This window comes from Thermosipho melanesiensis BI429 (genome assembly GCF_000016905.1).
Lineage (GTDB): Bacteria > Thermotogota > Thermotogae > Thermotogales > Fervidobacteriaceae > Thermosipho > Thermosipho melanesiensis.
In genome coordinates, this window is the sequence record NC_009616.1 from 1,085,490 (window position 1) to 1,107,390 (window position 21,901).

The following is a 21,901-nucleotide window of genomic DNA, read 5'->3' on the forward strand; positions in this document are numbered from 1 at the left end:
ACCAAGCAATTTTAAAATTTCAAATATATTTGTTTCGTTTAATGTTTATGCATATTTATAATTTGGATTTTTTTATCCATTTTACAAAAGATGTTGTAGAAGAATTTTTGTGTTATTTCTAAACAACATTAATTGTTTTATATTGTATTTACTTTTTATCGTGTTAAGAAAATAGCTTGGCTGTTTAGCCAAGCTATTTTAATATTTCCAATATGTCTGTTTCATTTTGTGATTCTATGATATATTTGTATCTATCTTTTATTTTATCTAACATTGAAACCATTTCATCTGATGTTTTATCCAGTTTTTTTCTGTAATATGTCATCATGCTACTAGTGATATTTTCGATGTAATTTATAAAATCTTCTGAAAATTTGTATGTTATTCTAAAGTATTTTTCAAATAAATCGTTTAATTTCTTTATCTCTTCGTTATCAATTTTGCTTTTTAGTCTTATTACAAGAGAAGTTAGTTTATTAATATTACTTTTGTAATTTTCCAATTTTTCTATGTATATATCTGGATTTGAGGAGTCCATTTTACGTAATTCATATAAGAATTTTAATGAAGTGTATTTTTTAAATGTGTCCCATGACACTTCTTTTTCTACTGCTTCTTTGTATTGAAGAAGTGTTTTTATTTCTCCTATTCCCATTTCCTCTAGTTCTTTTTTCGAAGATGTAAAGTATATTATTGTTGCAAATATAATTATTATTAGAAAAAATACTCCACAACCTCTAATTAGCCTTTTCATCTTTTTCACTCCTATTTTAGTAATCCAAGAAGGTCTTCTTCGTTTTCTTGCTTTAATGTGTATTTGTATCTATCTTTGAATTTATTATAAATATCTTTGTATTTATCAAGTAACTTTTTAGTTTTACTTTGGTATATCTTACTTTTTATTTTTGAGTTTATATTGTTAAGATAATTCCTTAATGTAAATACTAATTCATCTTTTATTTTTACCATCTGGTTTAGATATTCGTTTAGCTTTCTTACGTTTTTGTTTTTTGGGTCTATTTTCATTCCAAGAAGACCAATTGATTTCCATTTTGAAAGTAAAAGATTTATTTCTTCAAGTTGTTCTGTGTATATTTCCATGTCGGAGTTTGGTGAAACTTCTGAAAGAATTTTTACTATGTTTTTGTGACTAAATAGATATTCTTTCATTTTTTCTAAATCATACCTTTGTGATAGCTCTTCTACATATTCTCTTAAATTATGGATTTTATATAGGTCTATTTTTGGTTGAGAAACTTTTTCTACTTCTTCTTCCTGCACTGTTTGTGTAGATTCGTAGCTTTTTAAAAATTCACTTTCCCAGTTTTCATCTTCTGTTTCTGTACTTTCTTGTGTAATTTGTTGGTTGTATGTAGTTGTAGTTTCTTCTTCATTTCCAGATTTAATGTTTACAAGCACTATTAATCCTATAAATGCCACAAGCACTATTAATACAAAAAAACCGCATCCTTTCAAAAGTTTTTTCATGTTATATCCTCCTTTTGATAAAAAAATCAGTAAAATAATAACATGAAGTTTTATTAATGTCAACGTAACAAATATTTGTAATATATATGAGTATCAAGAAATACATGTTTTGTTATTTTCGACTAAAATCTCCGTGGATTTCCATAAAATATTTGTTTTTATCGTTGTCTGCAGAAATATATTCAATATTTAAAGGAGTAAATGGATAATTTATACAATACGGAGGTTTTCTATTGTAATTTAATATTGAAATCAATTTGTTTTTGATAAATAACAAAAGAAATTTTCTTTCATCTCCTCTTCCGTCAAAAACTTTAAGGCCTGCAAGTAATATATACCATACGGTCTGATACAAATCTTCGTAAGAACATATCTTCCTTTTGTATTTTTTATAATATTTCCCCGTTATTTGTTTTACATCTTCTTTGTATTTTTCGTATATGCCCATTTTTAACCCCCCTTTGAATAGAGAGGGGATACCCCCCCTCTTTTTAAAACATAGAACTTGCAAGGTAATCTATGGCAGGTGATAGGATGATTTCTAATATTTCCCTTGGAATATCAATGTTTAAATCATCTAATATGTTATCTATTAGTTCTGTAACTTCTTTCTTTTTTATTTCACCATCTCCTGGTCTTTCAACAAGTTCCATAAAAAGTTTAACTATATTCCAAAGCATATTGTCCCACCTTATTTAATTAAATCCAACAATACGTTGGTGTTTGTCTCTACGATTCTTGCTTCATCAAAGACATATACCTGTGGAACAAGTCCGTTGTCGATAAGTGCTTGAGCGTCTGTTTTAAGTGTTTCTTGGTTTATATTTTCAGGTGGTTCTGGTATGTTTATTCTTAATGACTTTCCGTCCGTTTGGTTTCTAAATACAAGTGCCAATCTTTTCATTTTATCCTCTCCTTTCTAATTTTTCTTACATAACACTTTCAAAAGTTACTAGTGTTGCGCTATCAAGTGTATAAGTTGTGTATTTGGAAAGTATCTGTGTAATATTTGCTGCCTTTGTAACGTCGATTTCTTGCACGTTTAATGTCTGTCTTTTGTACACTTCCTTTCCATCACTTACCCCCACTAACCATCTTATGGAAAGTCTTTTCATATCTTTTTACCTCCTTTTTTCTTTTCTGCGGCCGCAGTCATATAAATATATCTACGTGAGGGTGATGGTTTTAACCGAATCTATACATTTGTATATATATTGTAACAGATGGAGAGAATTTTATCAAGAAAATATCTTGATAAAAGTAGGTGATATGGGGAAAAGTGTTTGAAATATTTTTATTTAAAGTGAAATTTAAATCAATGTAATGTAATATTTATTTAGGAGGTTTTTAAGGGAAATTAGAATAATTTGTTGAATGGCTTTCCTTTTAAAAAAAAGTGATGGTGAAAAACATTTATTTTTCATTTGTCTCTTTTTAAGTATTTTTTTAGTTTTTAAGTGTTTTATTCCCTTGATGGAATGAATTGTTTTTTTGTAAATCTTTTTGGAGGTCAAAAACTGCCATGGAACTATATAATCCTTGTTGGAATTATTTGGGATTATAAGACATGCGTTTCTGAAATGAGAAGAGTAATGAATCAAAGATGTTTGTTTTTATGATAGTTTTTCTTAGATGTAAAATAATTATTTACATTAAAGTTAATTTTTCTCGAATAAATATAAAAAGTACTTAAAATTTCTTGTAAAAATGGTAAAATTACTTTTGGGATTACGTGAATAGGGATATATGTAAATTGAATGAGAGAGTTCAATTAACTTATTTAGATACTTGGATATTTAGTTAGTTTGAGTTATAATATAAAAGTGAAAATAAAGAGGTGGATATGGTGAATCGATTACCAAAATATATTGATTTGTCCATTTTGTTTGTGATAAATTTATTCTTTTTTGGATATTCTTGGTATATAGCTTTGGTATTATCTGTAGTTTTTTTTCTAGGGTTTTATGCGTTTAGGTCTTATGATATGGAAATAATGAAATCCTTAAATGATTCTACTATAAGGATAGTTGCAGGGGTTATATTTGGTTCTATAATTCTTCTTATCTTATATCCATTATTCCTTGAAAATTATATAAACCGAAATGCGTTTATATACAATTTTTTGATTTCCATTGTTGTTTTTCCAATTATCCATAAAATTGAATATAAATTGTTTGAAAAACGTGCAAAACAAAGAAAATATTTAGTAATAGGAAAAAAAGATGAAATAGGAAATATATTAGATGAGATTCAAGAAAAAACATTAAATAAACTTTACTTTGTTGATTACATAAATCCATCACCAGTAAAACTTGATGAACTTATAAATAAAGAAATCACAGAAAAAAAAGCAAATAAAAATAATAAAACACCAGCATACGATGCAATTTTGGTAACAGACCCAAAATTGGAAGAAAAAGTAAAAGATAAGCTTGAAGAATATAAAAAAATGGGAATAAAAATAGAATATCTTCCAATTTTAGTAGAAAAACATTTAAAACGAATCCCGTTAAAAGTTGTGGAGAAATTTAAAGAACATTATTCAATAATCTTTAACCAGGAGCATGAATCACCAGCAAAAAGGGTTGTGGATGTGATAGTATCACTTATCGCACTTGTGATTTTCTCGCCATTTATGCTTATAATTGCGCTGGGAATTCTTATAGAAGATGGAAGACCCGTGGTGTTTAAGCAAGATAGGATAGGAAAAGATGGAAAAATATTTACCATGTATAAGTTTAGAAGCATGAAAAATGTAGAAAGAGAAAAACCATTATTTGCAGATCAAGAGCAAGATAGGATAACTAAAGTGGGGAAGGTAATTAGAAAGCTAAGGCTTGATGAACTTCCCCAGTTTTTTAACGTACTTAAAGGCGATATGAGCGTTGTTGGGCCAAGACCGGAACAAAAGAATTTTGTGGAAGAATTTGAAAAGCATATTACAGGTTATAAATACAGGCATATTACAAAACCTGGAATAACAGGATGGGCGCAAATAATGTATAAATATACTTCAAATATTGATGAAACATCTAAAAAACTTGAATATGATTTGTGGTATGTGAAAAATGATAATGTATTTATTAATTTAAAAGTCATAATTCAAACACTTGAAGCAATGGTTTTTAAGAGGGGGGCTATGTAAGTTGGCTAAAAAGAGGATTTTACAAATTATAACACGATCGGATTGGGCAGGTGGTCAGAAAGTTCTTTATTCTCTTGTTTATGGAATAAAGAAATATTATAATAAAGATTTTGAGGTTGAAGTTGCATGTGGATCTGAGAATGGAATGTTATTACCTGAATTAGAAAAAATAGGAATAAAATATTATATAGTAAAAGATTTAGTTAGAGAAATTTCTCCAATAAAAGATTTAAAGGCTTATTTTCAGATAAAAAAAATTATAGAAAAAGGAAATTATGATGTGGTTCATGTACATTCTTCAAAAGCTGGTTGTTTAGGCAGGCTTGCTGCTAAAAAATTAGGTGTTAAGAATGTAATATATACTATTCATGGTTGGTGGCCTATTGAACAATATGAAGATTTGAAAAGAAAGCTATTTATAAATGCAGAAAGATTTGCTGCGAAGTATTGTGATAAACTAGTATTTCTATGTGAAAGAGATTTAAGAAAAGCCAGAAGCTGGAAAATAGGGCTTGAAGAACAATATACAATAATTCATAATGCTATTATTCCAATTGCAAATATTAAGAAGGGAAAACTAAGAAAAGAATTAAATCTATCAGCTGATATAAAGATCATTGGAAATGTTGCAAGACTTGATCCGCCGAAAAATCCTATTAGGTTTTTGAAAGTTGCTAAAGAAATTTTAAAAGAGAGAAATGATGTAGTTTTTGTTTGGATAGGTGGGAGTATTGTTGATGATAAATACGGAAAGGAAGTTGAGAATTTTCTTGAGAGTAATGAAGAACTCAAAAAAAAGGTTTATTTTCTTCCATTTAGAAAAGATGCTATTGAATTGATGGCGGATTTTGATGTATTTTTGTTAACTTCTGATGCTGAAGGAATGCCTTTGGTTATTTTAGAAGCTATGAATTTAGGAATACCAGTAATTAGTACTGGTGTTGGGTGTATGTCTGAAATAAGAGAAATAAAAATAAGCAATTGTGAGAGAATGTTAGCAAAATATGTTCTGGAATTGTTTGATAATAGTATTATTAGAAGTAACTATTTGAACCAAAATTATTATTTCAAGTTTTTAAAGAAATATGTTAATTTATATTTAAACCAATAGAGGAAGTGGTTTTTTGGGAATTTTATTACTTTCGATTATTGCGTTGTTGTTTTTGTATAAATTAGATAATTTTAAACAAAAATGGTTTTATATTTCAGAAGTATTAATAATATTGGGATTTTCTTTTGCTTTTTTTATGAAAAACTCGGTATATATAAGGAAATACATACTTATTTTCGATAGTGTTAAAATGAGTTGGGAAGTTTTCCTTTTTTTTATTTCTGTTTTATTCTCATATTTTATTGGATATTTTTTTACGAGAAAGATTGTTTTTGTTTTCAAAGTTGGCTTTGGTAATTACAAAAAAACAAGAGTGATCCTTTTATATTATTTTTTTTCCTTCCTTTCTTTTTTGGGGTTTGTACATAATTTAAGTGCTACGAATTTGGGTTTATTATTTGTTAATCCCAGACTTTACGAGCATTTATTTGGAAGAAATGTAATATTTAATTATTTATATTTTTTAAATGTACCTGCGCTAATTATATATATTTTTGCAAAAAAACATCTTGGAATTAATATAAAAGGCTCTTTTGTGATAAATCTTTTTTTATTGTTTGAATCTTTTTTTCATGGAATTAAGTTTACTATTTCTGATACGTTTATACAACCGTTTTTGTTTTTAAACTTATTAGAAAAGAGTAAAAATAAAAAAAGAATGCTATTCTGGAATATTTTATTTTTCCTAACGTTTTTTGTAATTTTATTGCTTTTTTTTGTTTCTGTCAGAGGAGGAGTTTGGGGAATTATAAACTATTATATTTCTAATTTTTATAATTTTTCTTATTATATAGAAAACAATAAGTTGGTTTTTTCTCTTCCTTTAAGACTTCTAGTTCCAAGAGAATTTTTTAGATATATTAATTTCAATAAGTTTGAATCGGTTGGTTCTACAGGTTTTATACTTAATTTAAAATATAATACTTATACTGCTTTTCTCAATTTATATAACATTTTTTGGTATGTGGGCCCTTTATTATTCATACCTTTTTTAATGATTTTAATCTCATCTTTGGAAAAAATAAGAAATAATATGTTTTATTGCTTTTTATTAGATATAATGTTATATTGTTCTATTTATATGTTTTTTAGTTGGCAGTTTACGAAGTTTAAATATATTTATTATATTATACTACTTTTTTTTGCTGATTATATTTCTAGAGATAAAAAAGGTTAGAGGTGAAAAAAATGAAAAGAGGGATTTATGTAGTTAAGACAGATTTAGAAAAACAGATAGGAGTACGAGAAAAAGCATTTAGTATGGTTGAAATTTTTTCTAAATATTCTGAGGTTTTATTTATTTATTCGTGGGGGCAATATGTTTATATTGACGAATTTGTTAATAAACAGAGATTAAAGAGTCAAAGATTAAGAACCAATACATTAATTGATAAAATAAAGAGTATAAATTCTGTTATGTATTCTGAATTTCGTAAAAAAGTTGATTATATTTATATGAGATATACTATTTCTGACAAGTCTATATACGAAGTCTTGAAAAAAGCAAAAGATTACAAAATAAAAACCTTTTTAGAAATTCCAGTGATGCCATATGTAAAAGAGCTTTTATTGCAGAAGAAATATTTCAGGTTTATTATTGATAAACTAATATTTAGTAAAATAATTAATTATGTTGATTATATTCCTACAACTTCTGAATTTTATTTAAAAAACGAGAATTTAAACAATAAATTAATAAGATATTGTAATGGGGTTAATGTGAATAAATACCCAATAAGAAAAAGACCACCATTTGAGGATAAAATCAATATTTTAATGGTTACTTCTATAACGTTTTGGCAAGGGATAGACAGAATATTAGAAGGTCTTTATAATTTTTATAAAGACAATGTAAAATTTAAAATTTACTTAAATATCGTTGGTGTTGGTCCAGAAATGCATAGATTGAAAAAGATGGTAAAAAAATATTCATTAGATAGGTTTGTAAATTTTCGTGGTAAACTTTCAGGAGAACTTTTAGATAAACAATTTGATCTAAATCACATAGCTGCTGGTAGTCTAGGAAGGCATAGAACAGATAATAATAATATAAGTACTTTGAAAGCGTCAGAATATTGTGCGAGAGGTATACCTTTTTTTACTTCAGTGAATGAAATGTGTTTTAATAATAGTTTGAATTTTATTTATTTTGTTGAGGCAAATGATGGACCAATTGACTTTTTGGAAATAATTAATTTTTATCAAAGTATAAATTCGTTTAATTATGAAAAAGAAATGAGAGAATATGCAATAGAAAATCTAAACTGGGAAAAAGTTTTAAAAGAAATAATTTTAAGGTTTTAAATTTAAAAATAAACGTTATATTGTTTTTATGAAATTAAAAAGGTAGTACATGTTATTATATTTTTTGTATAGGAGGTAATATAATGCATAAAATATCAGTAGCAGGAGCAGGATATGTGGGATTATCAATAGCAACAATGCTTTCTCAAAATCATAATGTAACTATACTTGACGTAGTAGATAAAAAGGTTAAAATGATAAATGAACGAATATGTCCGATTAAGGACAAAGAGATAGAAGAATTTTTTAAAACAAAAAAATTAAATTTGAAAGCAACGCTTGATAAATATGAAGCATATAAAAATTCAGAATATGTTATAGTAGCAACTCCAACAAATTATGATCCTGAAAAAAATTACTTTGATACTTCCTCAGTTGAACAAGTAATACAAGATGTTTTAGAAATAAATTCAAATGCTATTATCATAATAAAATCAACAATTCCAGTTGGTTTTACTAAAGAAATGAGAAAAAAATACAAAACTGATAATATTATATTTTCCCCTGAATTTTTAAGGGAAGGGAAAGCATTATATGATAATTTATATCCTTCAAGGATTGTAGTGGGGGAAAAGTCTGAGAGGGCAAAAAGATTTGCCGATTTGCTACTTGAAGGTGCGATAAAAAAAGATGTTCCAATACTTCTTACTGATTCAACAGAAGCTGAAGCAATTAAGTTATTTGCAAACACCTATCTTGCAATGAGAGTAGCGTTTTTTAACGAACTTGATACTTATTGTGAGATTAAGGGGCTTAATACAAGACAGGTTATTGAAGGTGTTTGTCTTGATCCAAGAATAGGAATGTATTATAATAATCCTTCTTTTGGATATGGAGGTTATTGTTTGCCAAAAGATACAAAACAACTTTTAGCAAATTATGAAAAAGATAAAGTTCCACAAAAACTTATTAAAGCTATTGTGGAATCAAATCAAGTTAGAAAACAGCATATTGCATATATGATAGAAAGAAGAAAGCCAAAAGTGATAGGTGTATATAGATTAATAATGAAAAAGGATTCAGATAATTTTAGACAATCAGCAATATTAGATGTGATGGATATTTTAAAAGAAAAAGGTTATGAGATAATAATATATGAACCTGTTATAAAAGAGAAAGAATTTGAAGGGATTAAAGTTGAAAAGAATTTAGAAAAGTTTAAAAAAATTTCAGATGTAATACTTGCCAATAGGATGTTTAAAGATTTGGAAGATGTGGAAGGGAAAGTTTATACAAGAGATTTGTTTAATAGGGATTGAAATTTGGGGGTAAATATGAGAAAATTTGTTTTTGTGATATTGCATTATATGGCTTATGAGGACACAAAAGAATGTATAGATTCTATATTTAAGAAATTAGCTGATGATAAAAACAGAAACTTGTTTGATGTAATTGTAGTAGATAATGGTTCTACAAATAATTCCTTTGAAGAATTAATTGAAGATTTTAAAAATATTCCAAATATTCACTTTTTGAAATTGAAAGTCAATCTAGGTTTTGCTAGGGGAAATAATGTTGGATACAAATACGCAAAGTACAAATTAAATGCAGATTTTATTATTATGATGAATAATGACACAATAATGGTACAGAATGATTTTTTAAAAAAAATAGAGAAATTATATGAAGAAACAAAGTTTTCCGTGTTAGGGCCAGATATAATCAATTTGAAGGGTTTTCACCAAAATCCTGTAGAGTTTATTAATATATCTAAAGGAAAAGATTATATTAAGCATATTTTAAAAATTTTTATTATAATGATTTTAAATATTTTAGGTCTTTATGAATTTTCAAAAAAGTTAAAAAATAAAGTTTTTAAGTTTAGAAATGAAAATGTTATTAAAAAAGAAAAGCACTTTGAGAAAGAAATGAAAAATGTTAAACTTCATGGTTCATGCTGGATATTCTCAAAAATTTTTATTGATAATTTTGATGGATTGTATGATGAAACTTTTATGTATTTAGAAGAGGATATACTTTATTATATTTTACAAAAAGAAAACATGATTACTTTATATTCTCCGAAATTAAAGATTATTCATAAAGAAGATGTAAGTACTGATTATATATTGAGGAAAAGTAGAAAGAAAAGAACTTTTATCTTGAAAAATTTATTAAAGTCCTTTCGAGCGTATAGGAAATTAGTGAAAAATTATGAAAAAGAGATAAAAAGAATCAAAAAATCTTGAAAAATTTTAGGGGGGATAATAAAATGAAAGCAATTATATTAGCAGGAGGAGCAGGAACAAGGCTTCATCCAATAACAAAAGTAACAAGTAAGCAGCTTCTTCCAATATATGACAAACCAATGATATATTATCCTCTTTCAATTTTAATGCTTGCAGAAATAAGAGAAATACTAATAATATCTACTCCAGTAGATACACCAAAATTTGAAGCATTACTTGGGGATGGTAGTCAGTTTGGAATAGATTTATCATATGCAGTGCAGCCTTCTCCTGAAGGACTTGCGCAGGCATTTATAATCGGTGAAGATTTCATAGGTGATGATAACTGTGCAATGATACTTGGTGATAATATTTTCTATGGACATGGATTAACTAAACTATTAAGAAAAGCGGTAGAAAATGTAGAAAAAGAAAATATTGCAACAGTTTTTGCATATTATGTAGAAGATCCTGAAAGATACGGAGTAGTAGAATTTGATGAAAATGGAAAAGCAATTTCTCTTGAAGAAAAACCAAAAAATCCTAAGTCAAATTATGCAGTAACTGGGTTGTATTTCTATCCTAAAGGAGTATCAGAATATGCGAAAAAGTTAAAACCATCCTGGAGAAACGAACTTGAAATAACAGATTTAAACAAGATGTATTTAGAAGAAGGAAGGTTAAATGTTGAAATACTGGGAAGAGGATATGCATGGTTTGATACAGGAACATTTGATTCACTACTTTCTGCTTCTGAATTTGTCCAAACAATTCAAAAAAGGCAAGGAATAGTAATTTCATCTCCTGAAGAGATTGCATATAACAATGGTTGGATAACAAAAGAACAGTTACTAGATGCTGCAGAGAAATATGGCAAATCACCATACGGAAAATACCTTAAAAAAGTAGCTGAAGGAAAACTAATATACAGATAAAAAAGGGGTTAATAATATGCCAAAATTCGAAAAAATAGCAACACCAATTGAGGGGTTATATATAATAAAGCCAACCGTATATGGAGATAGTAGGGGATTTTTCATGGAGAGCTGGAATAGGAAAGAATTTGCTGAGATAGGACTTGATATGGATTTTGTACAGGATAATCATTCAAAGTCGAAAAAAGGAGTATTAAGAGGGCTTCATTTTCAAGAAAAATATCCACAGGGAAAGTTGGTACGTGTTGTAAAAGGTGTAGTTTACGATGTAGCAGTAGATTTACGAAAAGATTCACCAACGTTTGGAAAATATTACGGAGTTATATTATCAGAAGAAAATAAACTGATGTTTTATATTCCAGAAGGATTTGCGCATGGATTTTTAGTATTAAGCGATGAGGTGCACTTTTTATATAAAGCAACAGAATATTATTATCCTGAATATGATTCAGGAATAATATGGAACGATCCTGATATTGCTATAAAATGGCCGTTTGAGGAATATAGAATAGAATATCCAATATTATCAGAGAAAGATAAAAAACTTCCAACATTAAGAGAATATCTTGAAAGAAGGAAGAAACTGTGAGGATACTAATAACAGGTGCATATGGTCAACTTGGGCAGGATTTTCAAAAGTTATTTGATAAAGAAGGAATAGAATATATAGCAACAGATAACAAAGAAGGATATAAAAAGTTAGATATAACAAATTTAGATAAAGTAATAGAATTTGCAAAAAAAATAAAACCAGATGTAATAATAAACTGTGCAGCATATAATGCCGTAGATAAGGCTGAAGAAGAATGGAAAGTTGCATATAATATAAATGGACTTTCCGTAAGAAATTTAGCTATTGCTGCAAGTTTAAATAATTCGTTTTTAGTACATTACTCAACTGATTATGTATTCGATGGAAGAAAAGGCATGCCATATACAATATATGATACGCCGAATCCATTATCAAAATATGGTGAAAGTAAATATCTTGGTGAGAAGTTGCTTTCACAATTTTACGATAACTATGCACTTATTAGAACAAGCTGGGTATTTGGTAAAGGCAATATAAACTTTGCAAAAAAAGTAATAGAATGGTCAAAAAAATATGAAAAAATATCATTGGTAATAGATGAAATATCAGCTCCAACATATACAGTAGACCTTGCAAAAGCAACTTGGGAGATAATAAAGTATAGAGTAAGAGGGCTTTACCACATATCAAATGAAAGAGAATGCTCAAGATATGAGTATGGAAGGTATATCTTAGAAAGGATTGGATATAAAGGAAAAATAGAAAAAGCATATCAAAAAGATTTTAATCTACCTGCAAAAAGGCCAAAATATTCAAAACTTGATAATTTTGGCCTTTGTGAAACTGTGGGCTTTAAAATGCCTGATTGGAAAGAAGCTGTTGATAGGTTTTTAAAAGAAATAGGATATTAAGGGGGAGAGTATATGACATTACTTGTTACAGGCTGTGCAGGATTTATAGGGAGTAATTTTGTATATTACTACCTTGAAAAATACAAAGATAGAAAAATAGTAGGACTTGACAAACTTACTTATGCAGGAAATCTTGAAAACCTTGGAAAATTAACAGTTGAGCAAAGAAAAAGATTTAAATTTATAAAAGGAGACATAAACAACAAAGAATTGTTGGAATACATATTTGAAGAATATGAAATAGATGGAGTAATAAATTTTGCAGCAGAATCGCATGTTGATAGGTCAATATATGATCCACAGATATTTTTAAAGACAAATATACTTGGGACACAGACACTTCTTGATGTAGCAAAAAAATATTGGTATAGAGATGGAAAATGGAAAGAAGGAAAGAAATTCTTACAAGTATCAACAGATGAAGTATATGGTTCATTAGGCCCCACAGGATATTTTACAGAGAAGACACCACTTGACCCGCACAGTCCATATTCAGCAAGCAAAGCATCAGCAGATTTAATTGTAAAAGCATACCATGATACATATAAAATGCCAATAAACATAACAAGATGTTCGAATAACTATGGGCCATATCAATTTCCAGAGAAATTGATACCATTAATGATATGGAACACGTTAAATCACAAAGAACTTCCAGTATATGGAGATGGGAGACAAATAAGAGACTGGTTGTATGTAAAAGACCATTGTAGAGCAATAGACATGGTATATGAAAAAGGAAAAATAGGAGAAGTATATAACATAGGAGGGCATAATGAGAAAGAAAACATATACATAGTAAAAAAAATAATAGAGATATTAAGGAAAAAAACAGGAGATAAAGAGATAAACGAAGGATTGATAAGACATGTCAAAGACAGGCCAGGGCATGATAGAAGGTATGGAATAGATCCAACAAAGATAAAAGAGGAACTTGGATGGGAACCAGAAGTGATGTTTGATGAAGGAATAGAAATGACAATAGAGTGGTATTTGAATAATGTAGAGTGGGTGAAAAGGGTTATATCTGGTGAGTATATGGAGTTTTATGAGAAACATTATGGGGGGTGAGATTGAAATATGATAAAAAAAATACTTGTAAAATTATTTATAGCATTAATTAATATTTTAATCTTTTTCCTAAGTTTGTTTATAAAAAAGGATAAAGGAATTATTATAATAGGAGGATGGTTTGGAAGAAGATTTTCGGATAATTCAAGATATTTTTATTTATATTTAAATAAATATAAAAAAGAATTAGGATTGAAAAAAGTTATTTGGGTAACTACGAATGATGAGATTTATACTGAATTAAATGATTTAGGTTTTGATGTGGTAAAAAAATGGAGTCTGAAATCTATATATTATCACTTAAAAGCAAAATATCATATCATAGATCAATCAGTAAAAGATATTAATTCATATTTTTCAGTAAGAGCTATAAAAATTAATTTGTGGCATGGATTTCCATTGAAAAAAGTTGGAAATTATAGGTATGAAAATCAAAAAGTTAAAGCTTTCAAAAAAATAATTAAAAAATTTAATTTAGACTTATTTTCTGAAGGTTTTTGGAGAAAAAGCTATCTTTTAGCTACTTCAAAATTTTCTTCTGATATATTAGGTTATGCTTTTGATAAGAAAAAAGAAAAAATAATTATAGCAAATTATCCAAGGAATGACAATTTGTTATATGATTTTAGGTTTATTATACCCAAAAATGAAAAAGAAGTATTAAGAATTATAGAGAGTCATAAAAAAAGTGGTTATAATGTAATACTTTATCTTCCAACATTTAGAGATAAAAAAGCTACAATATTTTTAGGCGAAAATGACAAAAATAAAGTAATAAATTTTATAGATTTTTGTGAGAATAATAAAATTATTTTAGTAACAAAATTTCATTTCGCAAACATTTCTATTCACGAATCAAAGAGTTTTGTGGAATTAGATAATAAAAATAATATTATAAATTTACCGCATGATATGGATATTTATAATATAACAAAATTATCGAATATACTTATTACTGATTATTCTTCTGTTTATTTCGATTATTTGTTGTTAAACAGGCCTATAATTTTTTTTCCATATGATTTGGATTATTATAAATATGAAGATAGAGGATTAATTTTTGATTATGATGAATATACCCCTGGATTCAAGGTATATAATTTAGAAGAGTTAAAGAGAAAAATTCTTTACCTAATAAATAATAATTTTGATGATGGTTTTGAAATTAAAAGAAAAATATTAAAAGAGAAAATATTTGAAATTAAAAACAAACCAGGGTCATATTATCTAATTAAAACACTACTAAATATAAAAAGGTGAAAAAATGGCTGCTATTGTAAAAAGAGGAATTAAAACTTTTTCTTGGACTTTGTTTGGTAGTGGTATTGGTTTTGTTTTTCAAATATTAGCTGCAAAACTTTTGGGTGCTGTAGAATATGGTAGAGCAAATGTTATAATAGGTTTATCTTTATCTTTTGTAACGATTTTAAATTTTGGTTTTACATGGCTTATAGTAAAGGAGTTAGCAACAAAACCAAATAAAAAAAATGAAATATTGTCTAAATTTTTTTATACATATACATTTTTAGATATTTTGACATTACCAATAGTATTTTTAGTTATATATAAGTTATTAATAAAAGTGAATATGTATAACACAAAAAATGTAATATATACTATAGTTTTAATTTATTTCAATCAATTTTTTATACTGTATAGTAAATATTTAATTGGTATGAAAAAACAGCACTTAGATGCATTTATAAAAGGATTTATTGTAAAAACAATTAATATAGCTTTATTTTTTATATTCTATTTTAAATTTAATAATTATACTTCAATAATTGTTTCCCAAATCCTCTCGTTTTTAATACCGATATATTTATTATTAAAAGATATTATAAAAATAAAAATTGATATCCATGATTTTATTTATATTATTAAAAATTCTTGGCAGTTTTACTTATTAACCATTACATATTCATTGTATAATAATGTATCAAAATATTTACAAAAAGTATATGTTTCTAATGAATTTGTTGGATACTTATCCTTAGGATTAACTTTAAGTACTATAGGAGTATTATTAGGCGGGGTTTTGGCGAATTTAGCGATGCCAGAATTTGCACAATATTGGAAGAATAAGAATTTTATTAAATTAAAAGAATTATTTCAAAAGGTTTCAAGATATAATACGTATATAATGTTACCAATAGTGATTTTTATAATATCAAATTTAGATATATTATTAAAATTATTGGGGGAAGATTATAAAAAAGGAAATTTTATTATTTCTATATTAGTAATAGCTTCTTTTTTTAATTCCTTTGTTGGCCCAAATGGCACGCTATTAAATATGTCTGATAAGCAAAAATTTGAAATTATAAACGGTTTATCAACAATAATAATTGGTTTTGTTTTAGGAATAATATTAGGTCCTCGGTATAAATGGGGAATTGCAATTTCAATAGCTTTTACGACAGTTTTTGTTAATGTATTAAAATTTATTGAAGTGGTAATGATATATAAGATATATCCTTACAATTCAAAAACATTATTATGCATATTTTTATCAGGCATTATTTCAATATTAGCATTTAGTGTTACGAAAAACATAGACAATATAATTATATGGTTTTTAGTAAACTCTTTTGTCATAATTTTATTAATTGTGATAACATTTGTTTTTTCTCCTATTACAGAAGATAGAGAAATAATAAAAAAAATAATGAAAACTTTTGGGAGGTTGAAATAATGAAAACAGTCATAACTTATGGTACATTTGATTTATTTCATATTGGTCATTTAAGATTGTTACAAAGAGCAAAAAAGTTAGGAGATAAATTAATTGTTGCTGTTTCTACAGACGAGTTTAATTTAAAAAAAGGAAAAAAGGCTATTATTCCGTATGAGCAAAGGGCCGAAATAGTGAAAAATATTAAAAGTGTAGATTTGGTTATTCCTGAAAATAGTTGGGAACAAAAAGTAGAAGACATAAAAAAATATAATGTTGATATATTTGTAATGGGAGAAGATTGGAAGGGTAGATTTGATTATTTGAAAGATTATTGCGAGGTTATATATTTACCTCGAACCCAAGGAATTTCATCAACTGAAATAAGAAATATTTTGCAATATATGTCAGAATTATCAATAACTGATTTAAAAAAAGCTTTAGATATTCTAGGTAAAATAGATTTTGAAGAATTAAGAGAGGCCCTTAATATTCTTGAACAGCTAAGAAAAGACTTATGTTAGGGAAAGTAGTAAAAGCAATAACGTTAAATAGATTTTTTAAAATAATGTTTATAGCAAAGAAAGAGAATAAGTAAAAAATGTACAATATACTAAGAAATAGTAATTTTTTAAATAGTTATATGTGGAAAAAATTATGAGGTAAAATGGAAAAATGTAGTTAATCGAAAGATTTATATAGAGAATTTTTACAAATGAACTTCAAGAAGAGCTTCAGTTTTGATTGAAAAAATGCTAATTTAATCATTAAGGTTAAAGTTATATTTTGGCTAAAAACAATGATATTTATTGAATCAAATGTTTCAGTAATTATAGGTGATGATACATATGTTACTGTAAATACTTAGATAGTATCTGCGAATAAAATAGAAATAGATTTAGAATGCATAATATAGTGAGATGTTCAATTGATAGATACGGATTTCCATGTTACGTCAATTGAGCCAGAAGATATTAGGATAGATAATATCAAAAATCCAGGTCCAAAGCTTTTAAAAGAATATTTAAAATATGTAAAAGCAGTTTCGTTAAATGATAAAAAAGGAGCAGAAGAAATTCTATATTCACTTTCAAATATAAGTTCAAAGGATGAGTTAATATTTGAAAGTGATTTTGAGGAAGAAGTATATGAAAAGCTTAGTCAAAGTAAAATAATAAAAGAAGGAAACTTAGAACTTCATACACAAGTTAGTTCATCTGGTTATAGAATTGATATAGGAGTGTATGCTCCTATACAATCAAAGTATATACTTGGAATAGAATGTGATGGTGCTTTATATCATAGTTCAAAATCAGCAAGAGAAAGAGATATACATAGGCAAAAATTTTTAGAATCAAGAGGTTGGAAGATAGTAAGGATATGGAGTAGGGATTGGTGGAGTAATCCTGAAAAAGAAATTGAAAAAATTGAAAGTATTCTAGAAAAAATGAATTATGAATTAAACCAGTATAATGATGAAAAAATTACTGAAGAACTGCTTACAAATGATTGATGGAAATAACAAAAAAAACTATTAAGTCTAGAATTTTTTACGTATGCATGTAAATTTAAGTTGGCGTAAAATTATATAAAAAGTTAAAAACGAACCATATTATTTAGGTTGTTATGTGAAAAAAATGGTAAAAACAGGTTTTAAAATATAACTGCAGTAAACCATATTATTTAAAAGGAACTTTTGATATATATCTGATAATGTTTTCCTTAGCAAAGGTTGTAAGGTTATAAAAATGTAAATTTTTCTTCCTGTCTTTTTTCCTTTCTTTTTAAGGCATTTTGTAAGTTTAAGTTGATAAGCCAGGCTTTTTTGTGTAACAATTGCTATACAAATGTATACATTATTGTTAAATCTGCGGACTTGTGTAGATATATTTATATGTACGTAGCCGGCAGCGTGCAAAAATAAAAATCAGGAGGGATGAGTATGAAAAAGCTTTCTGTTAAATGGCTTGCAGGAACAGATGCAAATGGAGAGCCTGTTTTTAAAAGGCAAACATTAAAAGTGGAGGATAGTGTTGATGTTACAAAGGCAAATGCTATTGCTCAGATACTTGACAGGTATACAAATTATACTATAGATAGCGTTCAATTGATAAGCTATGAAAATGTTATTTAGTGAAACTGGTAAGAATATCTAATGTTAGAAAAATAAGATCGCTTGTTGTGCCCATGATGGCGAAGGATTTTAAGGAGGGATAAAGATGAAAAGGTTGAGTTTGGTTTATAGAAATGCATCTGAAGGGAAAACTTTAAGAGTTAATCTTTCTGATCCAATAGATAATATAAATACAACGGAATTAGAGCAAGATGCACAGAGTTTAATAGATAATGGGCTTGTTCCAGCAGGATATGTATTTGATGAAGCACGTGTTGTTGAAACAAACACAAATGTTGTTATTGATTTAATTCAGTAAGTAGGTGAATTGTATGCTGTGGGATATAGTAAAGCTCTTTATGGAGCTTGTGGAAAGACCAGGTGAAGGAGAAAACAAGAAAAAAGAAGTAATCGATTTAATAGATGAAATATTTGATGATTTAAACATTAATTTACCAAGAGAATTGCTTTATTCATTTTTATCTCCAGCAATAGATTATCTGGCAAAAGTGTTATACTAAATGTTGTTGACATAAAATAATTGAAAGTTGTTATAGGAAGCAGGAGGGGGACTCCCTCCTGTTTTTCAAATGTTTATGGTATACTAATGTATATATCACGCGTTTTTGTTAGGGGGGATTTTAAGGTGAGTGTATATGATGATTACAAAAAAGATGTTGAAATGATTACGGGGAGATATTATAAAAGGTATGGTTATAAATGTGAATCTTATGAAGATTTGAAACAAACAATATGGTATATTTTGCTTCATGCTGTAGAAAAATTTGATGGAAGAGGAGAAGAGAAAAAATTTGTACTTAGCTTTGTGAAAAATAAATTGATATCAGTTGTTAGATATAATAGAAAGCCTCCTTATTGCAGGGATAGACCATTTACACCGTTAAGAATGGAGTATGTTTCAGGAGATGATGAAAAATGCGAAGCTTTTAGGGAAATACAGGGAGAGTATGTTATTTAGCAAAAATTGTTGAATTTGGCGGGGGGATAAGATTCTTTGCCTGGCTCAGGATGAGAAAGGGGAGAAGGTCATTTTGAGGAGTGAAGCAAAAAAGAATCTTGTTGATTTTAAAAACAAGTTTTATATATATTTTGCAAAAGTTGGTAAAATGTGTTATTAATTAATTTGAGGGATTTAACTGATTTGAAACTATGAATTAAAAATTTGGGGGTGCTATTGTGGCAATTCTTGTTGCAGGTGGAGCAGGATATATTGGGTCTCATGTGTGTAAGATGTTGCATAGCAAAGGGTATAAGGTTATTGTTTATGACAATCTTTCCCATGGATACAAAGAATTTGCTAAATGGGGCGAATTTATTCCTGGTGATATAAGCGATGTAGAGCTTTTAGATAATATTTTTAAGCATTATCATATAGATGCTGTTATGCATTTTTGCGCGTATATTGAAGTTGGAGAGTCAGTTGTTGATCCACAAAAATATTATGAAAATAACGTTGGAAATACAATAAAACTTTTAAAGGTAATGAGAAAAAATAATATAGATAAGTTTATTTTTTCTTCCACAGCTGCTGTTTATGGAATGCCAGAGAAAGTTCCAATAAAAGAAGATGATAAAAAAGATCCTATAAATCCATATGGCAAAAGTAAATGGATGGTGGAACAAATGTTGGAAGATTATGACAAAGCATATGGGCTGAAAAGTATAAGATTCAGGTATTTTAATGCTGCAGGGGCAGATGAAGAGGGTGAAATAGGGGAAGCTCATAAACCAGAAACACATTTGATACCACTTATTCTTGATGCTGCTATTGGGAGAAGGGATAGTATAAAAATATTTGGCACAAATTATGATACAAAAGATGGAACGTGTATAAGAGATTTTGTCCATGTAAATGATTTAGCAGATGCACACATAAAAGGATTGGAATATTTGCTTGATGGAGGAAAAACAGATTACTTTAATTTAGGAAGTGGGGAAGGTTACTCTGTTTATGAAGTGATAGAAGCAGTGAAAAGGGTTACTAAAAAGAATTTTAAGGTGGTTGAAACAGACAGAAGACCAGGAGATCCTGCGTATTTAATAGCAGATAGTACAAAAGCAAAAGAAAAGCTTGGGTGGGAAGTTAAATATTCACTGGATGAAATCATATTAACAGCCTGGAATTGGCACAGGAATATGTAAAAATAATTGGTTATGTCAAGGGGCGACGAAAAGTTTCCACTTTTCTGTCATTCTGAGTGCAAAACACGAATAATCTTGACTGATACTTAATTATTGAAGATTACAAAAAGTTTTTTTGTAAATACTTACGATACAGGCAAAAACCACAGTTTTTCTGTGGTTTTGTTTTTTATAGTTGAATGTGATACAATCTATTTGTTATATGACTATGACGTTACATTTGAGTTGAAGTATTTTGATAATATAAGTGTAGGTTTTTCAAAGGTATAAAGTATAAGGATGTGAATAGGGGGGAGAAAATAGAAAAAGTTACATATAAAGGGGGATAGGGGATGAGTAAAATTATTATTTTAAGCGATTTACATATCGGCGATATGTCTGATGCCGATGATTTTTATACCTCAGGAAATTTTGAAAAGTTTATATCATTTCTTGAATATATAAAAGATGATGAAGAAGTTGAAAAAATTGTTGTTGCAGGAGATTTTTTTGAGCTATGGCAATGTAAAGTGGAAAAGATTTTACAAATGTATGTTGATTTATGGAAAATTTTTCTTAAATTAAAAGAAACAAAAAAAGAGATAATATATATACCAGGAAACCATGACTCCCTTCCTTTTGCAAAGCTTGTCTATAAGGCAACACCATTTCCTTTTGGCCCTATACAGTTAACAGATAAATACGATGTTGATGAAGAAAAGAAGTTGATATTCCCATATTTTTCTGTAAATAACCTTTGGATTGAACATGGGCATAGATTTGATAAATATAACAGAGATGTTTCAACACTTGCAGGTGGCTTTCAAGGTGTACTTGGAAGATTTATAGGTAAGGCAATAGGAGTTATTGAAAGGATGGGGGCAAAGGATATAGATGAACAACTTGAAAGTTTAATGGATGTAATAAAAGGTGCATGGAAAAAATTAAAAGATAAGTTTTCATCACCGTTTTACAAAATAGCTGGAAATCTTCAGTCATATGTAACACCTGCAAGTAAAGATTATAGAGGAAACTTTAAAGAATACGATGAAGAAGGTTCAATATTTTTGGGGGAAAAGTTAATTGATAAAGGATATGAAAAGGTATTTGTTGTATTAGGACATACACATAAACCGAAAGTAGTTCAAATTGACGAAAAAATCATTTATGCAAATTCCGGAAGTTGGGTTGGAAAAGAGCCAACTTTTTGTGTGTTTGATAGTAAAGAGCAAAGTGTGTCACTTTGTAAGTGGGATGATGGCAAAGCAATACTACTTGGTAAAAAGACGTTTAATTAAATTAGAAAG

The 21,901-nt window shown here is 27.7% G+C and carries 27 protein-coding genes; 21 read left to right on the top strand and 6 right to left on the bottom strand.

The features are described from left to right. Positions 1-193: 193 nt before the first annotated feature. From TMEL_RS05495 to TMEL_RS05520, 6 genes are all read right to left on the bottom strand, one after another. Positions 194-754: a hypothetical protein gene (locus TMEL_RS05495; protein WP_012057277.1), complete on the bottom strand. Its 561-nt coding sequence runs from the start codon at positions 752-754 to the stop codon at positions 194-196. Between the two features lie 11 nt (positions 755-765). After that, on the bottom strand, positions 766-1,488 hold the full coding sequence (locus TMEL_RS05500) for a hypothetical protein (RefSeq protein ID WP_012057278.1): 723 nt from the start codon (positions 1,486-1,488) through the stop codon (positions 766-768). A gap of 112 nt (positions 1,489-1,600) precedes the next feature. Next, positions 1,601-1,936 carry a sigma factor gene (locus tag TMEL_RS05505; RefSeq protein ID WP_012057279.1) on the bottom strand — a complete coding sequence of 112 codons (336 nt, stop codon included), beginning with the start codon at positions 1,934-1,936 and terminating at the stop codon, positions 1,601-1,603. 43 nt (positions 1,937-1,979) lie between these two features. Further along, a complete protein-coding gene (locus tag TMEL_RS05510) occupies positions 1,980-2,168 on the bottom strand; it encodes a hypothetical protein (RefSeq protein WP_012057280.1) in 189 nt (62 codons plus the stop codon). A gap of 11 nt (positions 2,169-2,179) precedes the next feature. Then, on the bottom strand, positions 2,180-2,392 hold the full coding sequence (locus tag TMEL_RS05515) for a DUF2922 domain-containing protein (protein WP_012057281.1): 213 nt from the start codon (positions 2,390-2,392) through the stop codon (positions 2,180-2,182). Between the two features lie 25 nt (positions 2,393-2,417). After that, positions 2,418-2,603 carry a hypothetical protein gene (locus TMEL_RS05520; RefSeq protein ID WP_012057282.1) on the bottom strand — a complete coding sequence of 62 codons (186 nt, stop codon included), beginning with the start codon at positions 2,601-2,603 and terminating at the stop codon, positions 2,418-2,420. 728 nt (positions 2,604-3,331) lie between these two features. Here TMEL_RS05520 and TMEL_RS05525 point away from each other — a divergent pair. The 21 genes from TMEL_RS05525 to TMEL_RS05620 all read left to right on the top strand — a co-directional run bounded on the left by TMEL_RS05525 (position 3,332) and on the right by TMEL_RS05620 (position 21,892). After that, a complete protein-coding gene (locus TMEL_RS05525; RefSeq protein WP_041426018.1) occupies positions 3,332-4,633 on the top strand; it encodes a sugar transferase in 1,302 nt (433 codons plus the stop codon). 1 nt (position 4,634) lies between these two features. After that, positions 4,635-5,744, top strand: coding sequence for a glycosyltransferase (locus TMEL_RS05530; RefSeq protein ID WP_012057284.1), 1,110 nt, complete (start codon positions 4,635-4,637; stop codon positions 5,742-5,744). A 13-nt stretch (positions 5,745-5,757) separates the two neighbouring features. Next, positions 5,758-6,921 (top strand): O-antigen polymerase, encoded by a 1,164-nt coding sequence (locus TMEL_RS05535; RefSeq protein WP_012057285.1) that lies wholly within the window; start codon positions 5,758-5,760, stop codon positions 6,919-6,921. 11 nt (positions 6,922-6,932) lie between these two features. Then, entirely contained in the window at positions 6,933-8,048 is a 1,116-nt protein-coding gene (locus tag TMEL_RS05540; protein ID WP_012057286.1) for a glycosyltransferase family protein, read from the top strand. Between the two features lie 83 nt (positions 8,049-8,131). After that, entirely contained in the window at positions 8,132-9,307 is a 1,176-nt protein-coding gene (locus tag TMEL_RS05545) for a nucleotide sugar dehydrogenase (protein WP_012057287.1), read from the top strand. Positions 9,308-9,322: 15 nt separating this feature from the next. After that, positions 9,323-10,237 carry a glycosyltransferase family 2 protein gene (locus TMEL_RS05550; protein WP_012057288.1) on the top strand — a complete coding sequence of 305 codons (915 nt, stop codon included), beginning with the start codon at positions 9,323-9,325 and terminating at the stop codon, positions 10,235-10,237. 23 nt (positions 10,238-10,260) lie between these two features. Further along, positions 10,261-11,151: a glucose-1-phosphate thymidylyltransferase RfbA gene (gene rfbA / locus TMEL_RS05555; RefSeq protein ID WP_012057289.1), complete on the top strand. Its 891-nt coding sequence runs from the start codon at positions 10,261-10,263 to the stop codon at positions 11,149-11,151. 16 nt (positions 11,152-11,167) lie between these two features. Beyond that, the gene (gene rfbC, locus TMEL_RS10280) at positions 11,168-11,740 is read left to right on the top strand and encodes a dTDP-4-dehydrorhamnose 3,5-epimerase (RefSeq protein WP_012057290.1); all 573 of its coding nucleotides are present in this window, start codon (positions 11,168-11,170) and stop codon (positions 11,738-11,740) included. After that, complete coding sequence (gene rfbD, locus TMEL_RS10285; protein ID WP_012057291.1) at positions 11,737-12,594, top strand: dTDP-4-dehydrorhamnose reductase; 858 nt, start codon at positions 11,737-11,739, stop codon at positions 12,592-12,594. Before rfbC ends, rfbD begins: the two co-directional genes overlap by 4 nt. A gap of 12 nt (positions 12,595-12,606) precedes the next feature. Further along, on the top strand, positions 12,607-13,665 hold the full coding sequence (gene rfbB, locus TMEL_RS05570; protein ID WP_012057292.1) for a dTDP-glucose 4,6-dehydratase: 1,059 nt from the start codon (positions 12,607-12,609) through the stop codon (positions 13,663-13,665). 9 nt (positions 13,666-13,674) lie between these two features. Beyond that, complete coding sequence (locus tag TMEL_RS05575; RefSeq protein ID WP_012057293.1) at positions 13,675-14,925, top strand: CDP-glycerol--poly(glycerophosphate) glycerophosphotransferase; 1,251 nt, start codon at positions 13,675-13,677, stop codon at positions 14,923-14,925. A 4-nt stretch (positions 14,926-14,929) separates the two neighbouring features. Then, positions 14,930-16,360 carry a lipopolysaccharide biosynthesis protein gene (locus tag TMEL_RS05580; protein ID WP_012057294.1) on the top strand — a complete coding sequence of 477 codons (1,431 nt, stop codon included), beginning with the start codon at positions 14,930-14,932 and terminating at the stop codon, positions 16,358-16,360. Further along, on the top strand, positions 16,360-16,863 hold the full coding sequence (gene tagD / locus TMEL_RS05585) for a glycerol-3-phosphate cytidylyltransferase (protein ID WP_012057295.1): 504 nt from the start codon (positions 16,360-16,362) through the stop codon (positions 16,861-16,863). Before TMEL_RS05580 ends, tagD begins: the two co-directional genes overlap by 1 nt. Before the next feature lie 404 nt (positions 16,864-17,267). Continuing rightward, a complete protein-coding gene (locus TMEL_RS05590) occupies positions 17,268-17,852 on the top strand; it encodes a DUF559 domain-containing protein (RefSeq protein ID WP_012057296.1) in 585 nt (194 codons plus the stop codon). 429 nt (positions 17,853-18,281) lie between these two features. Then, complete coding sequence (locus TMEL_RS05595; protein ID WP_012057297.1) at positions 18,282-18,473, top strand: DUF1659 domain-containing protein; 192 nt, start codon at positions 18,282-18,284, stop codon at positions 18,471-18,473. 85 nt (positions 18,474-18,558) lie between these two features. Further along, complete coding sequence (locus TMEL_RS05600) at positions 18,559-18,771, top strand: DUF2922 domain-containing protein (protein ID WP_012057298.1); 213 nt, start codon at positions 18,559-18,561, stop codon at positions 18,769-18,771. 13 nt (positions 18,772-18,784) lie between these two features. Continuing rightward, entirely contained in the window at positions 18,785-18,973 is a 189-nt protein-coding gene (locus TMEL_RS05605; RefSeq protein ID WP_012057299.1) for a hypothetical protein, read from the top strand. A gap of 125 nt (positions 18,974-19,098) precedes the next feature. Next, positions 19,099-19,431, top strand: coding sequence for a sigma factor (locus tag TMEL_RS05610; protein WP_012057300.1), 333 nt, complete (start codon positions 19,099-19,101; stop codon positions 19,429-19,431). Positions 19,432-19,649: 218 nt separating this feature from the next. Continuing rightward, complete coding sequence (galE, locus tag TMEL_RS05615) at positions 19,650-20,615, top strand: UDP-glucose 4-epimerase GalE (protein WP_012057301.1); 966 nt, start codon at positions 19,650-19,652, stop codon at positions 20,613-20,615. A 93-nt stretch (positions 20,616-20,708) separates the two neighbouring features. Continuing rightward, positions 20,709-20,885, top strand: coding sequence for a hypothetical protein (locus TMEL_RS10290; protein WP_012057302.1), 177 nt, complete (start codon positions 20,709-20,711; stop codon positions 20,883-20,885). Positions 20,886-20,947: 62 nt separating this feature from the next. Then, positions 20,948-21,892, top strand: a complete 945-nt coding sequence (locus tag TMEL_RS05620) for a metallophosphoesterase (RefSeq protein ID WP_012057303.1) — start codon at positions 20,948-20,950, stop codon at positions 21,890-21,892. Positions 21,893-21,901: the final 9 nt, after the last annotated feature.